The organism is Lentisalinibacter salinarum (assembly GCF_040706555.1).
GTDB classification, from domain to species: domain Bacteria; phylum Pseudomonadota; class Gammaproteobacteria; order Steroidobacterales; family Woeseiaceae; genus Lentisalinibacter; species Lentisalinibacter salinarum.
Genome location: NZ_JAPDRH010000001.1, coordinates 344608 through 363537, shown reverse-complemented (window position 1 = coordinate 363537; position 18930 = coordinate 344608). Strand labels below are relative to the sequence as shown.

Genomic DNA, 18930 nt, shown 5'->3' with positions numbered 1-18930 from the left:
CGGCAGGCGTCCGCTCCTGGCGCGCCCGACTAGCGCGCCGAGGCCCACGAGCCGTACATGGGGTTCGGCAGGACGAACCAGCCCCGGCCCCAGTACTCGTCGTGCTCGCGCACCATGCGCAGGCGCTCGGCGGCCGTGGCCGGGCGTTCGCAGGGCGCGATCACCCGCGAGCGTACACAGTCGAGGAAGTCGCCGAGGTCGTCGCCGAACAGCATGATGACCCGGTGATCCCGGGCCACGTACTCCCGGCGCACCTTCTTCTCGTCGGTCCATTCCGGCCGCTCGTTGCTCAGCATCAGGTGCTCCGCGTCGAACTGCAGACCGACCCGCCGCAGGTTGTCGAGCGTATCGTCCTCCTGCGGACAACGGTCGTCGGAGCCCGGCCGCCGCATGCAGTCCCGGTTGGTGACCAGGAACACCGTCACGCCGGCCTGCCGGGCCTGCTCGAGGAACGTGACCACGCCCGGCACGGCGTCCGCCTGCGCCCGCGCCACCCACTGGTCCCAGTCCTTCCGGTTGAAAGGCTTGTCGCCCAGCAGGATCTGGAACGGGGAGTTGTCCAGCACGGTCTCGTCCACGTCCAGAATGATGGCGGGCGGCAGGGACGCATCCGCCGGATGCGACGGCAGCGCCGACCAGTCCTCGTCGGCGATCACGGCGTCGAGCGCGGCGCCCGCCGTCCGGTACACCTGGCGGCTCAGCGCGTGGTACTCGGCGCTCTCGGTCACCCAGCGCACCGCGAGTTCGGGCCGCTCGACCTCGGCGGCCGGCTCGCTCTTCTCCTCCACTTCCACGGAGACGCAGCCGGTCGTGACGCCGAACGTGACGGCGACGAGTACGGCGTGCAGGCGACGCAGGGAAAAGCGTGACGAGCGGCTCGTGGGGATCATATCGGCAGTATCCTCGGCATTGCGTGAGGCACGATTATGCCTCGGTCGCTCGCGGACCGACACCGGCGCCGGCGGCGGCTCAGCGGGAGCCCCGGCAGAGTGACACCGCCGCGGCGATGGCATCCTGCCGATGCTCGAATCGCTGCGCCTCGGGTACCCGTTCCAGCGCGCGCAGGCCGTCCAGCGTCCGCATCGCCTCTCCCGTCAGACCGCTCACCAGCACCGTCTGGCCGCCGGAACGGGACAGCTCGATCATCTCCTCGATGGCCAGGGCGGCACTGGTATCGATATAGCCGGCCTGGGAGAAATCGTAGACGGCAACCCGGGGGTTACCGGATACCAGGCCCGCGCGGCGGCTCAGCTCGCGGGCGGAGGCGTAGGAGAACGTGCCCGTCAGGATCGTCACCAGAACGTCGCCGCCGGCCTCCCGCAGCAGGCTCCTCTCGGCATCGCTCAGATGGTCCAGCTCGTCCGCATCGGCCGAGCGCCTCAGGCCCTTGATCTGCTCCGCCGCCAGCCGCCTGGATGTGACGAAGCTCGCAATGATGATGCCGACGGCGACCGCCGTGATCAGGTCCACGAACACCGTCAGCATGAAGGTGATCAGCATCACCAGGAATTTGTCGCGCGGCGCCCTGCGGAGCCGGCGCAGATAACCCCAGTCGATGATGTCCCATCCCACTTTCATCAGGATGGCGGCAAGCACGGCGTGCGGCACTTTCGCGACGAGGGGTCCGAGCCCCAGCGCGAATGCCAATAGCACCACGCCGTGCAGCATCCCGGAGATCGGCGTGCGACCGCCCGCGCGCAGATTGACGACGGTGCGCATCGTGGCACCGGCACCGGGGAGCCCGCCGATCAGCCCCGCGGCCAGGTTACCGATGCCCTGGCCGACCAGTTCCTTGTCCGGGTCGTGCCGGGTCCGGCCGATGGAATCGGCCACCAGCGCGGTGAGCAGCGTATCGATGGAGCCGAGCAGCGCGAGGACAAAGGCGGCCTGGACGACCTCGGGGAGCGCCTCGCCCGACACGGTCGGCACCACGAGCGACGGCAGGCCCGACGGAATCTCACCGATGCGCGGGATGCCGGACGCGAAAGTGACGGCTGCCAGCGTGCCGAGGACCAGCACCCCCAGAGGCGCCGGCAGGAGGGCGCCCAGGCGGGCCGGCCAGAGCACGAGCAGCGACAGCGAGGCCACGGCGATGATCAGCGCCGCGGCGTCGGCAGACGACAGACCCGTGGCCGCGAGCGATCGCAACGTTCCGGCAACGCCTTCCGTCGACGCGGGCATGCCGAGAAACGGCGGAATCTGAATGATCAGGATGATGACGCCGATACCGGTCATGAATCCGGAGATAACCGAGTAAGGGGTGTGCTCGACGTAGCGCCCGACACGCAGCATGCCGAACAGCATCTGGATGATCCCGCCCAGCATGACGATCGTGAAGGCTTCGGCGAGATTCTGGGAATGACTGGCGACGACCGCCGCCATCACCACGGTCATCGGCCCCGTCGGGCCGGAAATCTGGGCGCCGACGCCGCCGAACAGGGCCGCGAAGAACCCCGTGGCGATCGCGCCGTACAGCCCGGCCATCGGCCCCGCGCCCGACGCGACACCGAAGGCAAGAGCGAGCGGCAGCGCGACGACGGCGGCGGTCAGACCGCCGAAGAGGTCGTTGCGCAGTTGTCCGGGGTTCGCGAGAGCCGGTCGAATCGATCCGGCGGAGGGCAGGAACAGCTTCAGCAGCGAACTTCGATCCGCGGCGGGCGTCGGTGAGCTACGGTCCCCGGTCCTGTCTCCATCACGGATTCCATCACGATCGTCCGTCAAATCGAACTGTCCGGCAAATTACACACGCATGGCTACCCGGCGGGCGGCGTGTCCGTTAGAGTGCCCGGGTCACGATATACCTTCGCGAGGCAGATCGCCATGAACATCGACAACATCCCCATCGGCGTCGATCCGCCGCACGAAGTGAACGTTATCATCGAGGTCCCGCGGGGCAGCGACCCCATCAAATACGAGATGGAGAAGGCGAGTTCCGCCCTGTTCGTCGACCGCTTCCTCTATACCGCCATGCACTATCCGTGCAACTACGGTTTCATCCCGCACACCCTGTCCGACGACGGCGACCCGGTGGACGTCATGTGCGTGGGCAACCGGCCGCTCATCCCCGGCTGCGTCCTCGGCGCGCGCCCGGTAGGCGTGCTGATGATGGAGGACGAATCCGGCATGGACGAGAAGATCCTCGCCGTACCCTCTCGGCGGCTGACCCGCTTCTACGACGAGGTGGACGAATACACCGACCTGCCGAGCATCCTGGTGGAGCGCATCAGCCACTTCTTCGAGGAGTACAAGGCGCTGGAGAAAGACAAATGGGTGAGGGTCGTCGGCTGGGAGAACGCCGAGGCCGCGCGCCGCACGGTCATGGAAGCCATAGAGGCCGCCAAGAAACCCGCCCCCCCAACCACGTAGGAGGGCCTTCAGGCCCGATCTCTTCTCACCCGGACCCTTCTTCTCCGGCCGCCCTGCGAGGGCATCCATCTTGCTCCCGACAAAAGGTCGCGGCGATGGATACCCCCGCATGACGGCCGTGCTCGCGGTGGCCGGGAGGATCTGCCGATCAGTGGCGCCTGCTGACTGGTGCCGAGCCTATCGGCTACGGGTCCGTCAGCGGGTGGGCAAGGGTTGCGGGGTCGTCCGGGCCGACTGGAGCCAGGACGGCGGGAAGGAGGCCTGGCCGGAGCGAAGGAGGACAGGACGTCCGACTGAGCGTCCCCGCGACCCTTACCCACCCGATGATGGGCCAACGCAGATAGAACGACATCGGGCCTGAAGGCCCTCCTACACGGCGTCAGCGCTTCGCGATGTCGACCACCAGCGGCAGGTGGTCGCTCACTCCCTCCGCTTCCGGCATGCGGAATCGGCGCGGATGGCCTTCCCGCGTCATCTGCGCCGGGGTGCGGTTCGCCAGCCGCGCGGAGTCGGGTACCAGCTGCCAGCCGGCGTCGCCGCCGGACCAAAGGATCATGTCGAGGAAGGACCAGCTCTCCCCGCGCGAGTAGTAATGGGTGCCCGGGCAGAAGCCGGGGCAGCCAGCCTCGTGGGCCACCTTCCAGGCGGGTCTCACGAAACGCTCCAGCATCCCCTCCTCCCGGTCCTCGTCGCCGGGCGTGTTGAAGTCCCCCGCGGCAAATGCGGGTCGGCCGGCTGGCAGGGACTGGCGCAGTTCCGTCAGGAAGCGGTAGGCCTGGATGCGCATCTCGTGGGGGTGATAGGGCGCCGGAAAATGAACCGAGTAGCCGGTCAGCAGCGTGCCGTCCGGCAGGCGGAAGGTGGCCTCGAGGATGCCCCGGGTATCGGCGATGCGCTCCGCCGGGAAGCCGCGGAACGGGATGGCGTGCAGCTCGGGCTCGCCGACCGCCTCCAGCCGGCTCAGGAAGGCCACGTCGATGCCGCGGTCGTCCGCGCCCTCGACCAGGATGCCGGCCCGATAACCGGCGTCCTGCAGGTACCCGGTGCGCAGCCGTTCGAGGATGCGGATGTTCTCCACCTCCTGCAGCGCGACGATATCCGGGCCCCTGCCGTTGTCTACCTGCAGGATCGCCGCGGCCACCGCTGCGAGCTTGCGCTCCAGCACCTTCTCGTCCCAGTCCCAGTTCAGGCACTGGTCGCGCCAGTAGGGATTATCGATCTTCGCGCAGGCCGCGCGATGTCCCTGATTGCGCTTCGCCTCGATGGGCAGATAGGTGCGGTCGTTCTTGCCCGGATCGTCCTCGGTATCGAACAGATTCTCGACGTTGAAAGTCATCAGCGTCACGGTCTCCGCCGGCGGCGCGGAGTCGGGCGCCGAGGACGGTGCGTCCGCCTCGCCGGCGGGCCGGGCGCAGGCCTGCAACAGCAGCAGCACGAGGCCCGCGAGGGCCAGGATGCCGAAATCAGTCGGCGTGCGGTTCGGGGTCGAATCTGAGCAGCGGTGCATGTCTTCCTTCCGCGGTGATGAACAGGGAGCGGCCGCGTCCGTCGAAGGCGACGGCCTCGGCGATCGGGACCAGCGGCATGCCCAGCGGTAGCGGCTCGCGCGCCAGCGCATCGACCCACGTCTCGTCCGGCCGCCGCGGATAATAATAGACGTCGGCGTACGTCAGTATGACGACGGCGCTGCCGTCGGCGGCGATATCCATACCCGTGGGCTGCCAGTGGTAGGGCACCGCCGCAGCCAGCAGGCCCACCGCCTCCTCCCGGCCGGGCAGCGTGTCGACGCCCGCCACGAGCGTGGAGGTGAGCACCGCGGCGGATGCCGCCGGGCGCAGCGGCAGCGCGTGCAGTTCCGCCGGCTCGGTACGCTTCGTCAGCACGTAGATGCGTCCGGCGTCGCCGTCCACGGCCACCGCCTCGGTGTCGTGGGGACCGTCCGGATAGGTGTAGCGGACGGTCCAGGCGGGCGCGACCTCGCCGTCGGCCGGATCCGGCTCCGGCACGACGTACAGGGTCAGGTGATCGCGAATGCCGCCGTTGTCACCGATGTCTGCGACGAGCAGCCAGGTCGAGCCCTCATAGCTGAAGGCCGCCAGGTCTTCCCAATCCCGGTTCTCGGCGCCGGCGACGCGGACGGCCCCCAGCGCCTCTCCGTCCGGCGTCACCGCGTGCAGCACGGGCTCTTCCCCGCCGTCGTTGATGACCCACAGCAGGTCCGGCCGACGGCGGGAATGGGCGAGGCCGCTGGCCTCCACGATGGCCGGCGACCGCAGGGTGCCCGCCACCGCCGCCCGCACGTAGCCTGCGCCGGACGGTGCGGCGGGTGGCGTCTCGCGCGAACAGGCCGCGACGAGCACGGCGGGCACGAGAACGGATATGGCGAGGCGGGCGGCAGGCAGCATGCGCGGCATAGTCGCAGGAATCCGGCCGCCGGAAAAGAAGAAGCCCGGCGCTCGCGCCGGGCTTCGCAGTTCGGGACGGCCGCCGCCGGAGCGGCGGCACGGTGTCGGCGCTAGAAGTTGGCGCTGAACGACACGCCCCAGATCCTCGGCTCGTTGACGAAGCCGGTCAGGTTGTTGAAATCGATGCCGCCCTTCACGTTCTCCTCGTCCGTGATGTTGCGGCCGAAGATCGCCACTTCCCAGGAACCGTCGATCTTGCCGTAACCGAACTTCACGCCGCCCTCGAAGGTGTCCTCGGAGGAGAACTCGGCGGACTCGTACAGGAAGAAGTTCGTGTCACCCTGGTAGGCCCAGTCGGTGTAGGCGAAGAACTCGGCATCGTCCCCCACCGGCACCGTGTAGCGGGCCGTGAAGTTCAGCATGGTCTCCGGCGCCTGCGGGAACGGGTTGCCGTCGACGATGGCGTTGCCGTTGCCGTCCAGCGGATCGAGCACGGTGCACAGACCGGAGCCGCAGGGCGCGACCCGCAGCTCGGAGTCCTCGATCTCGGTATCGTTCCAGCTGAAGCCGGCGGTGAAGCTCAGGTTGTCCGTCGCCAGCCACTCCGCATCCACGTCGATGCCGGTGCCGGTGCCGGTGTCGGCGTTCACCAGCTGGATCAGGTTGCCGGCGCCGCCGATGGCCGAGAACTGCTGGTCTTCGATCTCGTAATAGTAGATCGCGGCATTCAGGCGCAGGCGGTCACCCAGCAGCGTGGACTTGAAGCCACCCTCGATGGAGGTGATCGTCTCGGAGTCGGCAGAAGACGGCGGCGCGCCGAAGGCGATGTCGCGGCCCTGGATGGTGGGCGCCCGGAAGCCATTCGCCAGGCGGCCGTACAGGTTCACGTCGTCGCTCAGCGCGTAGCTCAGACTCACGTCCCAGCTCACCTGCTCGTCGGAGACATTCACCGGTGTGACGCCGGCGGAGAACAGGTCCTTCTCGTCGTCGGTGTAACGCACGCCGCCGGTGATGTTCCAGACGTCGCTGATGTCGTAGCTCACGTGACCGAACACGGCCCAGGAGGTGTTCTCGTGGGCGACCGTGGTCGGCGGCACGAAGAACGGGAAGGTCGTGACGGCGAATTCCGAATCGAAGTAGAAGAAGCCGGCCTGCCAGAACAGGCGATCGCTCGCGTCCGCGGCCACCCGGATCTCCTGGGTGAACTGATCCAGGTTATCGATGCCGTCCTGAGTCTGGGACGGGAACGGGATACACACGTCCGTGGCGGGATCGCTGCCCGGAGGACAGGGGCCCTGGAACGGCAGGAAGACGGCACCGAAACCGCCGTCGATGTCACCCAGGCTGCGGTTCTCCACCGTCTCATGCGCGGTGATGGAGGTCACCGTCATCGTGTCGCTCACGTCCCATTCGAGCTTCAGCGAGCCGCCCAGCGCCTCGGCTTCCTGCGGGTTGTTGTTACCCTCGTCGAAGAACACGGTATCGCGGTCGAAATTGACGTTCAGGTCGTTGCTGCCCGGGCCGAGGATATTGGCGCGGAACACCGAAGCCGTGCCATTCATCGTGCGGCCATGCACATTGGCGAGCGCGCTCAGGTTGTCCGTGATCTGCCACAGGGCCTGCAGCCGGTAGGCGAGGTCCTCGAAGCCGCCCATGACGTCGTCTTCCTCGGTGAAGGCGTTCGAGATCCAGTCGTCCCGGTTCATGTACAGCATGGACGCGCGGACCGAGAGATTGTCCGCCAGCGGACCGCCGACGGCGGCGTCGACCACGGTAGAACCGTAGCGGCCGTAGGACAGGTCGACCCGGCCCTCGGTCTCGTCGGTGGGCTTGCGGGTATCGAACTTGATGATGCCGGCCGGCGTGTTGCGGCCGAACAGCGTGCCCTGCGGCCCGCGCAGGACTTCCACGCGCTCGACGTCGAACAGCGGGAAGCTCTTCAGGATGACGTTCTCCTGCACCACCTCGTCCATGATGATGGACACGGACTGGGAGGCCGCCAGGTCGAAGTCGGTATTGCCGAGGCCGCGCAGGTAGAACCGCGGCGCCAGTCGGCCGTTGGACGACTCGGCGTAAAGGCTGGGCACCCGCGTCGCGAGGGCGCGGATGTCCTCGCCGGCGTCGAACAGGTTCTCGAAGCGCGCGCCGGACAGGGTGGAAACCGAGATCGGCACCTCCTGCAGATTTTCTTCACGTCGCTGCGCCGTGACCACGATCTCCTCGAGGACGCTGTCGTCCTGGGCCAGCGCCGTAGCCGGCAGCGCGGGCAGCGCTATCAGGCTCGCGAGCGCCAGCACGCAGAGCCGGCGGGCCGGCAGTGCGCCATCGAGGAATGTCGGTTTTCTGCCACGCATCTTGTTCTCCTTGGAGGGGCGGGGATAGGTAGGGCGAATCTTACGTAGTTGTGACGCGGAACGGTAGGCTTTCTGTGCCGTCGTTTCCGATTTGTTGCAGAAATCCGACAGATTCCCGCGCCTCGCGGCAATCACTCCAGCGACTGGTAGCAGCCGGGCGTGAACCGGGGCAGGCAGACGCACTGGAACACGAGATGCCCGGCGCCCGTATTGGTCACCCGCTGCGCGCAGTCGGCCGGGATCTCCACCACGTCGCCGGGCCCGATGGGACGGGGCTCACGATCGCCCACTTCCATCAGGCCGCGGCCCTGCTCCACCACGTACCATTCCCGCACCGAGAGACGATGCCGCTGAGTGGTGACGCCCGGCTCGACGCGGCATCGCGCCAGCGAGACGTCCGGCACGCTTGCGTCATTCAGGAGTTCGGTGATGAAGCAGCGTTCTTCGGTCCAGACTTCTTCGGGCATGGCGATAATCTCCTGAGGCGGCGGGCACGCCATCAACAAGGGCCGACCGCCTGCGCTAGAATACCCGCTCGTCCCATAAACGATCAGCAACGATCACCCACGAGCATCCCCACGCCGCTCAGGAAGCCATGGCAGCCAAGCACATCAACGCCCGGCCGGGCGATTTCGCCGAGACCATCCTCATGCCAGGCGATCCGCTGCGGGCGCAGTACATCGCGGAGACCTACCTGGACGGTGCCGACCGCGTCACCGACGTGCGCAACATGTGGGGCTACACGGGCAGCTACGAGGGACGGCCCGTTTCCGTCATGGCGCACGGCATGGGCATCCCGTCCGCATCCATTTATGCGAGCGAGCTCATCACCGAGTACGGTGCGAAGCGGCTGATCCGGGTAGGCAGCTGCGGTTCGGTCCATCCCGACGTCCGGCTGCGGGACGTGGTGATCGGCATGGGCGCCTGCACGGACTCCAGCGTGAACCGGATGCGTTTCGGCGGCCACGACTATGCCCCGATCGCGAGCTACGCGCTGCTGCAACGCGCGGTGGCGACCGCCCGCGAGCACGGCGTCCGGCATCACGTGGGCAATCTGTTCTCGGCCGACCTCTTCTACACGCCCGAGCCGGAGATGTTCGATGTGATGGAGCGCTACAACGTCTACGGCGTGGAGATGGAGGCCGCCGGCATGTATGCGCTGGCCGCCGAGCACGACGTGGAGGCGCTGGCCATCTGTACCGTCAGCGACGACATCCGCTCCGGCGACGCCCTCACCGCCGACGAGCGCCAGACCACCTTCGACGAGATGATACGTATCGCGCTGGATACCGCCGTCTCGGTCCAGGCCCAATGAGCCGGCGCGCAGCAAAAGCGACCGGACCGGCACTGCCCGACCTCTCACGGGTACCCCGCGTGGACGAGGTCGGCGTGGCCGAGCGGGCGGCCCGCTTCCGCACCCGCAGCATCAAGACGGCCTCCAAGGTGGAGGCCCTGAAACTCGTGCTTTCGATGATCGACCTGACCACGCTCGAGGGCCAGGACACGCCCGGCAAGGTGCGCCAGCTGTGCCAGAAGGCGATCCACCTGCACGACACCCTGCCCGACCTGCCCCACGTCGCCGCCGTCTGCGTCTACCCGACGATGATCGGCGTGGCGAAACGGGCGCTCACCGGCACGGACATCGCCGTCGCCGCCGTGGCCACCGCATTCCCCAGCGGCATGTCGTTCATGGATATCCGTCTCGCCGAGACCCGCATGGCCGTGGAGGAAGGTGCCGACGAGATCGACATGGTGATCTCCCGCGGCGCCTTCCTGGCCGGCGATTACCGGCGGGTGTTCGACGAGATCGCCGCGGTGAAGGAGGCCTGCGGCCCGGCGCACCTGAAGGTGATCCTCGAGACCGGCGAGCTGGGCACCCTCGACCGGGTGCGTCAGGCGAGCGTGCTGGCCATGCATGCGGGCGCCGACTTCATCAAGACCTCCACCGGCAAGATCCAGCCGGCCGCCACCATGGAGGTCACCCTCACCATGCTGCAGGCGATCCGTGACTACCACCGCGAGACCGGCCGCATGGTCGGCATGAAGCCCGCCGGCGGCATCTCGAAGGCCAAGCTGGCGGTGCACTACCTGGTGATGCTGCGCGAGACCCTCGGCGAGGCGTGGCTCACGAAGGAGTGGTTCCGCTTCGGTGCGAGCAGCCTCGCGAACGACGTGCTGATGCAGCTCGTCAAGCAACGGACCGGCGTCTATCAATCCGCCGACTACTTCTCGAAGGACTGACCGTGAACAGAGAAACGAGCCCCCTCGCCTTCGACACCGGCTGGCAGTACGACCCGGCCCCGGAGAGCACGGACCACGTCACCATCGACGAGCGCTACGGCCTGTTCATCGACGGCGAATTCGTCTCGCCGGCAAAGCGGCGTTACTTCGACTCGATCAACCCGGCCAGCGAGCAAGTGCTGTCCCGCGTGGCGGACGCGGGCGAGGCCGACGTGGACCGGGCGGTGGCCGCCGCCCGCCGCGCTTACGAGGGCCCATGGTCGAAGCTCGCCCCGGCCGAGCGCGGCAAATACATCTACCGCATCGCCCGCATCCTGCAGGAGCGGGCCCGCGAGTTCGCGGTAATCGAGTCGCTGGACGGCGGCAAGCCCATCCGCGAGTCCCGGGACATCGACATCCCGCTGGCCGCCGCCCATTTCTTCTACTACGCCGGCTGGGCGGACAAGCTGGAGTACGCCTTCCCCGGCCGCAAGGCGCGCCCGCTCGGCGTGGCCGGCCAGATCATCCCGTGGAATTTCCCGCTGCTGATGCTGGCCTGGAAGATCGCCCCGGCGCTCGCCTGCGGCAACACGGTCGTGCTGAAGCCGGCCGAGACCACGCCGCTCACGGCCCTGAAGTTCGCCGAGGTGGTGCGCGACGCGGGCCTGCCGCCCGGCGTCGTGAACATCGTCACCGGCGCGGGTAAGACGGGTGCCGCCATCGTCGAACACCCGGACGTCGACAAGATCGCCTTCACGGGCTCCACCGAAGTGGGCCGCACCATCATGCGCTCGCTGGCGGGCACGAAGAAGAAGTACACGCTGGAGCTCGGCGGCAAGGCGGCCAACGTCATCTTCGAGGACGCGGCCATCGACCAGGCAGTGGAAGGCATCGTCAATGGCATCTTCTTCAACCAGGGCCACGTCTGCTGCGCGGGCTCCCGCCTGCTGGTGCAGGAGTCCGTCGCCGACGAGGTGATCGACAAGCTGAAGGAGCGCATGGAGACGCTGATCGTCGGCGATCCGCTGGACAAGAATACCGACGTGGGCGCCATCAACTCCGCGGCGCAGCTCGAGACCATCCGGAACTACCTGAAGGTGGGCAAGGCGGAGGGCGCCGAGATCCATCAGTCATCCTGCAGCCTGCCCCGCAAGGGCTACTGGTGTCGGCCGACGCTGCTCACCGGCGTGTCCCAGTCGAACCGGGTGGTGCAGGAGGAGATATTCGGCCCCGTGCTCGCCGTGCAGACCTTCCGGCGCATGCAGGAAGGCCTGGAGAAGGCCAACAATACGCCCTACGGGCTGTCCGGCGGCGTCTGGACTGACAAGGGCGCCAAGATATTCCGCATGACCGGCGGCGTGCGCGCCGGCGTCATCTGGGCCAACACCTTCAACAAGTTCGATCCCACCTCGCCCTTCGGCGGCTACAAGGAGAGCGGCGTCGGCCGCGAGGGCGGGCTGCACGGGCTGGACGCCTACCTGGCACTGGACTGAACCATGAACGACACCACGAAGCGCCAGCGCAGGGCCAGAGCCACGGGCAAGCAGGGCGGCGGCTGGCTGCCGGTCGCCAAGACCTACAAGATCTACGTCGGCGGCAAGTTCCCGCGCACCGAATCCGGACGCTACTACCCGCTGCAGCCCGACGGCGACACGGTGATCGCCAACGTCTGCCGCTCGAGCCGCAAGGACTTCCGCGAGGCCGTGGTGGCCGCCCGCGGCGCCGTCGCCGGCTGGTCCGGCGCGAGCGCCTACAACCGCGGGCAGGTGCTTTATCGCATCGGCGAGATGCTGGAGGGCCGCCGGGAACAGTTCGTCGCCGAGCTGGCACTGCAGGGCGTGAACCGACGTCGGGCGGAGAGCGAGGTGGACGCAGCGGTCGACCGGCTGATCTATTACGCCGGCTGGTCCGACAAATATCAGCAGATCTTCAGCGCGGTGAACCCGGTGGCGTCATCCCACTTCAACTTCTCGGCCCTGGAGCCCACCGGCGTGGTCGCGATCATCGCGCCGGAAGAGAGCGGTCTGCTCGGGCTGATATCGAACGTGGCGCCGGCCATCGTGGGCGGCAACACCTGCGTGGTGCTGGCCTCCGCCGGCCTCCCACTGACCGCCGTCAGCTTCGCCGAGGTGCTGCATTCCTCCGACGTTCCCGGCGGGGTGGTAAACCTGCTGACCGGCTTCCGCGGCGAACTCACCGGCCAGTTCGCCTCCCACATGGACGTGAACGCCGTGGTCTTCTGCGAGGCCGATGGCGAGGCGGCGAAGGACATCCAGGTTGCCGCAGCGGACAATCTCAAGCGCGTGATCGACCGCACGGGCACCGACTGGCGCCGCCCGGCGGCGCAGAGCCCCTATCACATCCGCGACACCCAGGAAGTGAAGACCACCTGGCACCCGATCGGGGGCTGAGACAGAAACCCCCTGATGGCCCAGTTCACACGCCGCAGATTCCTGGAGATGGTCGGTGCGGCCGGCGGCTCCGCGGCGATGTATCGCGTTGCCTCGGCGATGGAGCTCATGGCTGCCCCCGCGCAGACGCCACTCGCGAGGCTGAGGCCGCTCGGCGGCGCACGCCGGCGCGTCGTCATCCTCGGCGCCGGCATCGGCGGTCTCACCGCGGCACTGGAACTGGACCGTGCCGGTTACGACGTGACCGTACTCGAAGCCTCCTTCCGCCCCGGCGGGCGAAATCTCACGCTCCGTTCCGGTGACATAATCGACGAACTCGGCAACCGCCAGGTGTGCGAATTCGACGACGAGCCCGGGCTCTATCTAAATGCCGGTCCCGCACGCATCCCGCCGGATCACACCGCGCTGATGGGCTACTGCCGCGAACTGGGCGTCCAGCTCGAAGTCTGGATCAACGACAACCGCAACGCCTACTTCCAGGACGACAACATGTTCGGCGGCCGGCCCGTGCGCCAGCGCCAGTACGTTGCCGACGCGCGCGGCTTCATGTCCGAACTGCTGGCCAAGTCGCTCTCGGCGGATACACTCGAGCAGCCGTTCGACGCGCACGACACGGAGCGCCTGCTCGCCTTCGCCAGGATGTACGGCGACCTCGACGAGAGCCATCTCTACGTCGGCTCGGAGCGGGCGGGCCGCCGCAGCGGCGGCTGGATCGCGGAGACCGAACTGAACGAGCCGTTCGACCTCTCCGAGATACTGAACGGACGCTTCTGGGAGGACTTCATGCACTTCCCCGAGCAGGGCGACCAGGCCTCCACCATGCTCACCGCCACCGGCGGCATGGACCACGTCGTCAAGGCGTTCCTCGGCGAGGTGGGCCACCTCGTGCAGCTCGACTCCGTCGTCCACACTGTCGGGCTGCGCCACGACGGCGTCGACATCGGCTATACCAGGAAGGGCGAGCCGCTGACGCTGCAGGCCGATTACTGCCTGAACAGCATCCCGGCCCATCTCCTGACCGGTCTCAGGCACAACTTCCCGCGCGAGTACGTGGATTCGCTCTCGCACATCAACCGTGGCGAGCTGATGAAGATCGGTCTGCAGGCGAGCGAGCGGTTCTGGGAGCGCGACCGCATCTACGGCGGTATCTCCTGGACCCACCAGGACATCACCCAGATCTGGTATCCGCCCCACGGCATTCACGGCCGCAAAGGCATATTGCTGGGTGCCTACACCTTCATGCCCGGCGCGGCGGAGCGTCTGGCCCGCCTGACCAGCGAGGAGCGGATCGCCGAGGCCGTCCGCCAAGGCTCGAAGATCCACCCGGACTATGCCCGCTACATCGAGAACGGCGTCAGCGTGCCCTGGAACCGGATGAATCACATGATGGGCTGCGCCGGCGTCTTCGAGGACGACGACGACGGCCGTCACTTCCGCCGCCTGCAGTCGCCGGTGGAGCGCCACTACATGATCGGCGACCAGATCAGCTACCACCCGGGATGGCAGGAGGGCGCCATCCGCTCCGCGCATTTCGCGATCGCCGATATCGATGCGCGGGTTCAGGCAGAATTGCAGACCGCGGCACCGGCGTGACGGCCGGCCGCTTCTTCACAGGAGATTCCCCCATGAGACCAGTCACGAGAATCGTCACAACTGCGGTCGTCGCCACCGTCATGCTGCTGGCCACGGGCCTGGCTCAGGCCGGCGATCGCACCCAGCACCCGCTGCCGAACGACTCCACCTTCCCCATCGCCCGCGCCGTGGAAGTATCCGCGGACGCCACGCTGGTCTGGCACAGCGGCATGGTGCCGCGGCCCGCCAATCCGGACGCCGAACGGAACAGTCCGGAGTACTGGGGCGACACCGAAGCCCAGGCGCTGAGCGTGTTCACCCGCATGGAGGAGTCCCTCGACGATCTCGGCCTCGGCTTCGGCGACATCGTTAAAATGACAGTCTTCCTGGTCGCACCGCCGGGACAGGACGGCATGGACTTCCAGGGCTTCATGCGCGCCTACACCCGCTACTTCGGCGCCGAGGCGGAGCAGATGAACCTGCCTGCCCGATCCGCCGTCGAGGTGGCCGGGCTCGTGGCCCCGGGCATGCTCGTCGAGGTGGAAGCCGTCTTCGTGCGGCCTTAGCGAGAGTGCCCCGTTGAGCCGACTCGCGCTGCTGCTGCTCGCCGCCTGCCTGGTGCCGGTGTCCCGTGCGCAGGAGCCGACAGCTCCGCAGACGCCGCCGGCGCGTCTCGCCTTCTGCATCACCTGTCACGGCGTCGAAGGCCGCGGCAACCCCCGGGTCAGCGCGCCGCGCATCGCCGGTATGGAAGCCTGGTACGTCAGCAGGCAGCTGCACGCCTTCCGCGACGGCTGGCGCGGCACCCACGACGACGATCCCGTCGGCTGGGAGATGCACGCCATGGTTCGGTCTCTGACCCCGGCGGACGTCGCGGCGGCGGCCGCCTGGTTCGCCGGGCTCGATGCGCCTCGGCCGGAGCCCAGGGTGCGGGGCGATCCCGTCCGCGGCCGCTCGCTTTACGCCCCCTGTGCTGCCTGCCACGGCCCGGGAGCCCGCGGCGACGAGGAACTCGGCGCCCCCGCCCTGGCTGGGCAGAGCGACTGGTATCTCGTCCGCCAGCTCGAGAACTTCCGCGCCGGCCGCCGCGGCTATCATCCGGACGATGCCCTGGGCCGTCAGATGGCGGACCGCGTCGGCGATCTGGGCGACGAGCGGACCGTCCGTGACGTCGTCGCTTACATCGCGACCCTCGACTGACGGCAAGCGGAGACGGTCCCCATGTTGCGCGAACTCGACGAAGCGGCCCGCGCCCTGCCCGCGCCCCGCGTGGTTCTGTTCGACTGGCACGCCACGCTGGTCGACACACTGGACGCGATGTACCACGCCGTGGACGACGTGCTGCCCCGACTGCCCGAGCTGGGCCTCATGGAGAACCTGATCCCACCCGATCTCTGCAAGACGCCGGAGGACGCACGCCTGGTCGATTACGTGCGGGAACACCGCCGGCTGCATCCGAAGATCAAGGCGGAGCGGCGGATTTCGCGCACGGACATCTTCGAGGTGCTGTTCGGCGCCGACGAGGACGCGAAGCACACGGCCCATGAAGCCTTCAACGAGGCCTACCGCCACCACTACGGCGAGGTGCATCCTTTCGAGGGCGGCGAACTCGAGCTACTCACAGAGATGTACGAACTGGACGTGCACCTCGGCATCCTCACCAATCGGGACCGGGAGTTCTTCGAACACGAGTTCGCACTGGTGGACGGCGGCGCCTGGCTTGAGCTGTTCGACGTCACCATCTGCGGCGGCGACACCTACCGGCGCAAGCCGAACCCGGAGCCCGTGCTGAAGGCGCTGGACGAACTGGACGCGGTGCCCGGCCCGCACTGCTGGTACCTGGGCGACAGCACCACCGACGTCGTCGCCGCCAAGCGCGCGGGCATCACGTCGGTGTTCTTCAACGGCACGGGCTGGGAGCACGAGTGGATCAACAAGATTTTCCCGGGTACCGAGGCACACCCCCATCAGCCCGACGCGATCGTGGACAGCTTCCGCGAATTCCGCTGGCTGGTGGAGGAATGCCTCCACGTCGGTCATCCCTGGGATGCAGAACCGCCGTTCCCGGCGACGCCGTAAGCCTCGTCCTAGGCGTCCTGCCTGCCGGTTCCCGCCGCGTCGGAGACACCGGAAAAGTGTACTCACTGCACCGCGCGCTGCTGGCGACTGCCCTTCGCGCCCAGCAGAAACGGCGCGCGCGGACTCGCCTTGCCCCCCACCAGCGCCGCCACGTGCGCACCCACCGCGGGGCCGTGCTTGAAACCGTGACCGGAGCCGCCGCCGACTAACCAGACGTTATCGAGACCCGGGTGCCGGTCGATCACCAGGTGGCCGTCGGAGCTGTTCTCGTACTGGCATACCCGGCTCTCCGTGAGCGGGGCGTCTGCGAGGGCCGGGAAGCGCCGGGCCAGAAATGCCCGCGCCCTGCGCTCGCCCTCCTCGCTGGCACGCCGGTCGCCGCTATCGGGATCCATGGGCGCCCCGTGCGTGTCGTCGGCCACCTTGAAGCCGCGGCCCTCGAGGTCGGGAAAGCCATAGAACGGCAGGTCCGCCCACACGGGCAGTGCCCCGGTAGCGCCGGCCACGACGCCGAAATAGAACACCTCCTGCCGGGTGACGAACAGCCGCCCGGCCATCGCCTCCGGGCACGCCTGGTCGAGCCACGGTCCGCACGCGAAGACGAACTGTTCCGCGGCAATGGTCTCGCCGGCTCGGGTCGTCACGGCGGGCAGTGAGCCGCCGATCGCCTGATCCGCGCGTACCGGGTTCACACGGGCGCCGAAGAACGGTACTCCATCGGCTTTGAGCTCCGCGGCCATGAATTGCACGGCCCGCCGGGCCATCAGCGCGCCGGCCCGGGGTTCGAGGAAACCGGCTTCGCCGTCGTCCGCCCTGAGCACCGGATAGCGGCTGCGAAGATCTCCGGCCGAGATGAATTCGTGGGGGATGCCGAGGCGCGACAGGACGTCGGCGCTCGCACGCACCAGCGCGTCGCGCTCCTCGTGCAGCCACAGCACGCCCATGGGATGGAAGACGGGCAGCCCGCTACGCGCCGACAGCGCCTGCCAGTCGGCGAGCGAGCGCCAGGCCCATTCCGAGTAGATCTCCTGGTCTCCATAGCCGGCCCGTATGACCCGGCTCTCGCCGCCCGAGGATGCCCGGGTATGAGCCGGTGCGACGGCATCGATGACGGCGACGCGCCGGCCGGCCCGGTGCAATCGCCAGGCGCTCCAGATGCCGAACACGCCGGCGCCGACCACCACGACATCGAACTTCGCCCGCTCGCCTGCGGCCGCGGCCGACCTCCCGGCCGTCATCGTCGTGGAGACGCCGAGCGCGGCGAGGAGTTTCAGTAACCGGCGGCGTCCGATGTTCATCTTTGTCTCTCCGGCCGGCTCAGAAATCGTAATCCCGGTTACTGGCCTTGTAGTCCCCGATGGCTTCTTCCATATCCGCCATCAGCGCCTTGATGATGGCGCGGCGCCCGCCGATGCCGAGCTGGACATAGGCCTTGCCGCCGATCCAGTCGCTGAGTTCCCGATCCGGCGAATCGAACTCGACCGCCGCCCGGAATACCCACACCCCGTCGCCATGCTTCTCGCATTCGACGGTTCCCGCCAGGAACAGCGCCGACGGCTTGCCGCTGAAGGGCACCGCTTCGATGCCCGCCTGCTCCAGCACGCTCTCCAGGTGGATCTTCACGTCTTCGGGGGTCACCGGGCAGTCGGACTCTGCGCCAGCCGCGATGGACAACTCACCGGGAGTCTCGCTGCGCATCCAGGGTTCCGGCTGCGCCACCACGGCGACGGGAAGCAGCATCGCCAGCAACAGGGTCGGTATCCTCATCGATCTCTCCTTGACTGACACCGACCCAACCCTACCACGGCCGGTGTGGTTTTCCGGGGCTTTGCCTGCCGCCGCCGTCCGGATATCCTCGCCGCTGGCTCGATCGACGGGAATGCACATGGAAACGAACGGCAAATTCTGGGCGGGCATGGCGGTCTTCCAGATCGCTTTCGGCCTGGCCGTATTCGGCGCGACGCGCGCGTACTATGCGGATGATGCGAAGGCAGCGGCCGCCGCGGGCCCCGCGACGAACACGGCCACCGTTCGTCAGCGCCCCGCACCGCAGCCGGGCGGCATCTCCGCGAACGACATAGCCCTGAGCTCGGCGATGACGATGCCGACGGACAACCCCGCCGAGATGGGACGACAGGCCGACATGCTCTTCCGGGAGCAGCAATACGGACGCGCGGCGGAACTGTACGCGCGCCTGACGGAGCTGGAGCCGGACAATGCGGAAGCCCGCAACAACCTGGGCCTCACCCTGCACTACCTCGGCCGCCACGAGGAATCCCTCCGGCACCTGCGCGAGGGCGCCGAGGCGAATCCCGAGCACCAGCGCATCTGGCTCACGCTGGGCTTCGTCTCGAGCCAGCTCGGCAATGTGGAGGAGGCGCGCGCCGCGCTGACGAAGGCGACCGAGACGGGCGGCAACATGAGCATCAGGGAGTCGGCGCAGCAGATGCTGGACGCGCTGCCCCAATAGAACGGTAGGAGGGCCTTCAGGCCCGATCCTTTTGAAAAATCGGGCCTGAAGGC

General features: G+C 68.0%; 18 protein-coding genes. 10 read left to right on the top strand and 8 right to left on the bottom strand.

Annotation, left to right across the window (positions count from 1 at the left end):
- Window positions 1-29: 29 nt before the first annotated feature.
- Together ACJMKZ_RS01480 and ACJMKZ_RS01475 are read right to left on the bottom strand one after the other, a co-directional pair.
- Window positions 30-890: a 5'-nucleotidase, lipoprotein e(P4) family gene (locus ACJMKZ_RS01480; protein WP_405231417.1), complete on the bottom strand. Its 861-nt coding sequence runs from the start codon at window positions 888-890 to the stop codon at window positions 30-32.
- 79 nt (window positions 891-969) lie between these two features.
- The gene (locus ACJMKZ_RS01475; RefSeq protein ID WP_405231416.1) at window positions 970-2721 is read right to left on the bottom strand and encodes a SulP family inorganic anion transporter; all 1752 of its coding nucleotides are present in this window, start codon (window positions 2719-2721) and stop codon (window positions 970-972) included.
- A 99-nt stretch (window positions 2722-2820) separates the two neighbouring features.
- Here ACJMKZ_RS01475 and ppa point away from each other — a divergent pair, with 99 nt between their 5' ends.
- On the top strand, window positions 2821-3366 hold the full coding sequence (gene ppa, locus ACJMKZ_RS01470; protein WP_405231415.1) for an inorganic diphosphatase: 546 nt from the start codon (window positions 2821-2823) through the stop codon (window positions 3364-3366).
- A 379-nt stretch (window positions 3367-3745) separates the two neighbouring features.
- Here ppa and ACJMKZ_RS01465 read toward each other — a convergent pair whose 3' ends face one another.
- The 4 genes from ACJMKZ_RS01465 to ACJMKZ_RS01450 all read right to left on the bottom strand — a co-directional run bounded on the left by ACJMKZ_RS01465 (window position 3746) and on the right by ACJMKZ_RS01450 (window position 8592).
- Window positions 3746-4873 carry an endonuclease/exonuclease/phosphatase family protein gene (locus ACJMKZ_RS01465; protein WP_405231414.1) on the bottom strand — a complete coding sequence of 376 codons (1128 nt, stop codon included), beginning with the start codon at window positions 4871-4873 and terminating at the stop codon, window positions 3746-3748.
- Window positions 4830-5780: a hypothetical protein gene (locus tag ACJMKZ_RS01460; protein ID WP_405231413.1), complete on the bottom strand. Its 951-nt coding sequence runs from the start codon at window positions 5778-5780 to the stop codon at window positions 4830-4832. The genes ACJMKZ_RS01465 and ACJMKZ_RS01460 overlap by 44 nt, the downstream gene beginning before the upstream one ends.
- A 101-nt stretch (window positions 5781-5881) precedes the next feature.
- Entirely contained in the window at window positions 5882-8125 is a 2244-nt protein-coding gene (locus tag ACJMKZ_RS01455; protein ID WP_405231412.1) for a TonB-dependent receptor, read from the bottom strand.
- A gap of 131 nt (window positions 8126-8256) precedes the next feature.
- Window positions 8257-8592 (bottom strand): cupin domain-containing protein, encoded by a 336-nt coding sequence (locus ACJMKZ_RS01450; protein ID WP_405231411.1) that lies wholly within the window; start codon window positions 8590-8592, stop codon window positions 8257-8259.
- 128 nt (window positions 8593-8720) lie between these two features.
- On the opposite strand from ACJMKZ_RS01450, the gene deoD reads away from it, so the two are divergent.
- From deoD to ACJMKZ_RS01410, 8 genes are read left to right on the top strand one after another with little or no spacing between them, the layout of a single operon-like run.
- On the top strand, window positions 8721-9440 hold the full coding sequence (gene deoD / locus ACJMKZ_RS01445) for a purine-nucleoside phosphorylase (RefSeq protein WP_405231410.1): 720 nt from the start codon (window positions 8721-8723) through the stop codon (window positions 9438-9440).
- Window positions 9437-10366, top strand: a complete 930-nt coding sequence (gene deoC / locus ACJMKZ_RS01440) for a deoxyribose-phosphate aldolase (protein ID WP_405231409.1) — start codon at window positions 9437-9439, stop codon at window positions 10364-10366. The genes deoD and deoC overlap by 4 nt, the downstream gene beginning before the upstream one ends.
- Window positions 10367-10368: 2 nt before the next feature.
- Window positions 10369-11838 carry an aldehyde dehydrogenase family protein gene (locus ACJMKZ_RS01435; protein WP_405231408.1) on the top strand — a complete coding sequence of 490 codons (1470 nt, stop codon included), beginning with the start codon at window positions 10369-10371 and terminating at the stop codon, window positions 11836-11838.
- Window positions 11839-11841: 3 nt separating this feature from the next.
- On the top strand, window positions 11842-12756 hold the full coding sequence (locus ACJMKZ_RS01430) for an aldehyde dehydrogenase family protein (RefSeq protein WP_405231407.1): 915 nt from the start codon (window positions 11842-11844) through the stop codon (window positions 12754-12756).
- A 15-nt stretch (window positions 12757-12771) separates the two neighbouring features.
- The gene (locus tag ACJMKZ_RS01425; RefSeq protein WP_405231406.1) at window positions 12772-14349 is read left to right on the top strand and encodes a flavin monoamine oxidase family protein; all 1578 of its coding nucleotides are present in this window, start codon (window positions 12772-12774) and stop codon (window positions 14347-14349) included.
- A 32-nt stretch (window positions 14350-14381) separates the two neighbouring features.
- Window positions 14382-14894, top strand: coding sequence for a RidA family protein (locus ACJMKZ_RS01420; protein ID WP_405231405.1), 513 nt, complete (start codon window positions 14382-14384; stop codon window positions 14892-14894).
- A gap of 13 nt (window positions 14895-14907) precedes the next feature.
- Complete coding sequence (locus ACJMKZ_RS01415) at window positions 14908-15528, top strand: c-type cytochrome (RefSeq protein WP_405231404.1); 621 nt, start codon at window positions 14908-14910, stop codon at window positions 15526-15528.
- A gap of 21 nt (window positions 15529-15549) precedes the next feature.
- The gene (locus tag ACJMKZ_RS01410; protein ID WP_405231403.1) at window positions 15550-16407 is read left to right on the top strand and encodes an HAD family hydrolase; all 858 of its coding nucleotides are present in this window, start codon (window positions 15550-15552) and stop codon (window positions 16405-16407) included.
- Window positions 16408-16469: 62 nt separating this feature from the next.
- On the opposite strand, the gene ACJMKZ_RS01405 is transcribed toward ACJMKZ_RS01410, so the two are convergent.
- The gene (locus ACJMKZ_RS01405; protein ID WP_405231402.1) at window positions 16470-17705 is read right to left on the bottom strand and encodes an FAD-dependent oxidoreductase; all 1236 of its coding nucleotides are present in this window, start codon (window positions 17703-17705) and stop codon (window positions 16470-16472) included.
- Window positions 17706-17724: 19 nt separating this feature from the next.
- Window positions 17725-18174, bottom strand: coding sequence for a hypothetical protein (locus ACJMKZ_RS01400; RefSeq protein ID WP_405231401.1), 450 nt, complete (start codon window positions 18172-18174; stop codon window positions 17725-17727).
- 118 nt (window positions 18175-18292) lie between these two features.
- On the opposite strand from ACJMKZ_RS01400, the gene ACJMKZ_RS01395 reads away from it, so the two are divergent.
- Window positions 18293-18877: a tetratricopeptide repeat protein gene (locus ACJMKZ_RS01395; protein WP_405231400.1), complete on the top strand. Its 585-nt coding sequence runs from the start codon at window positions 18293-18295 to the stop codon at window positions 18875-18877.
- Window positions 18878-18930 lie beyond the last annotated feature (53 nt).

Excerpts from the sequence above, each read along its gene's own strand:
- ACJMKZ_RS01480 (WP_405231417.1), bottom strand. The coding sequence starts at position 890 with ATGATCCCCACGAGCCGCTCGTCACGCTTTTCCCTGCGTCGCCTGCAC.
- ppa (WP_405231415.1), top strand. The coding sequence starts at position 2,821 with ATGAACATCGACAACATCCCCATCGGCGTCGATCCGCCGCACGAAGTG.
- ACJMKZ_RS01465 (WP_405231414.1), bottom strand. The coding sequence starts at position 4,873 with ATGCACCGCTGCTCAGATTCGACCCCGAACCGCACGCCGACTGATTTC.
- ACJMKZ_RS01460 (WP_405231413.1), bottom strand. The coding sequence starts at position 5,780 with ATGCCGCGCATGCTGCCTGCCGCCCGCCTCGCCATATCCGTTCTCGTG.
- ACJMKZ_RS01455 (WP_405231412.1), bottom strand. The coding sequence starts at position 8,125 with ATGCGTGGCAGAAAACCGACATTCCTCGATGGCGCACTGCCGGCCCGC.
- ACJMKZ_RS01450 (WP_405231411.1), bottom strand. The coding sequence starts at position 8,592 with ATGCCCGAAGAAGTCTGGACCGAAGAACGCTGCTTCATCACCGAACTC.
- deoD (WP_405231410.1), top strand. The coding sequence starts at position 8,721 with ATGGCAGCCAAGCACATCAACGCCCGGCCGGGCGATTTCGCCGAGACC.
- deoC (WP_405231409.1), top strand. The coding sequence starts at position 9,437 with ATGAGCCGGCGCGCAGCAAAAGCGACCGGACCGGCACTGCCCGACCTC.
- ACJMKZ_RS01430 (WP_405231407.1), top strand. The coding sequence starts at position 11,842 with ATGAACGACACCACGAAGCGCCAGCGCAGGGCCAGAGCCACGGGCAAG.
- ACJMKZ_RS01425 (WP_405231406.1), top strand. The coding sequence starts at position 12,772 with ATGGCCCAGTTCACACGCCGCAGATTCCTGGAGATGGTCGGTGCGGCC.
- ACJMKZ_RS01420 (WP_405231405.1), top strand. The coding sequence starts at position 14,382 with ATGAGACCAGTCACGAGAATCGTCACAACTGCGGTCGTCGCCACCGTC.
- ACJMKZ_RS01410 (WP_405231403.1), top strand. The coding sequence starts at position 15,550 with ATGTTGCGCGAACTCGACGAAGCGGCCCGCGCCCTGCCCGCGCCCCGC.
- ACJMKZ_RS01405 (WP_405231402.1), bottom strand. The coding sequence starts at position 17,705 with ATGAACATCGGACGCCGCCGGTTACTGAAACTCCTCGCCGCGCTCGGC.
- ACJMKZ_RS01400 (WP_405231401.1), bottom strand. The coding sequence starts at position 18,174 with ATGAGGATACCGACCCTGTTGCTGGCGATGCTGCTTCCCGTCGCCGTG.
- ACJMKZ_RS01395 (WP_405231400.1), top strand. The coding sequence starts at position 18,293 with ATGGAAACGAACGGCAAATTCTGGGCGGGCATGGCGGTCTTCCAGATC.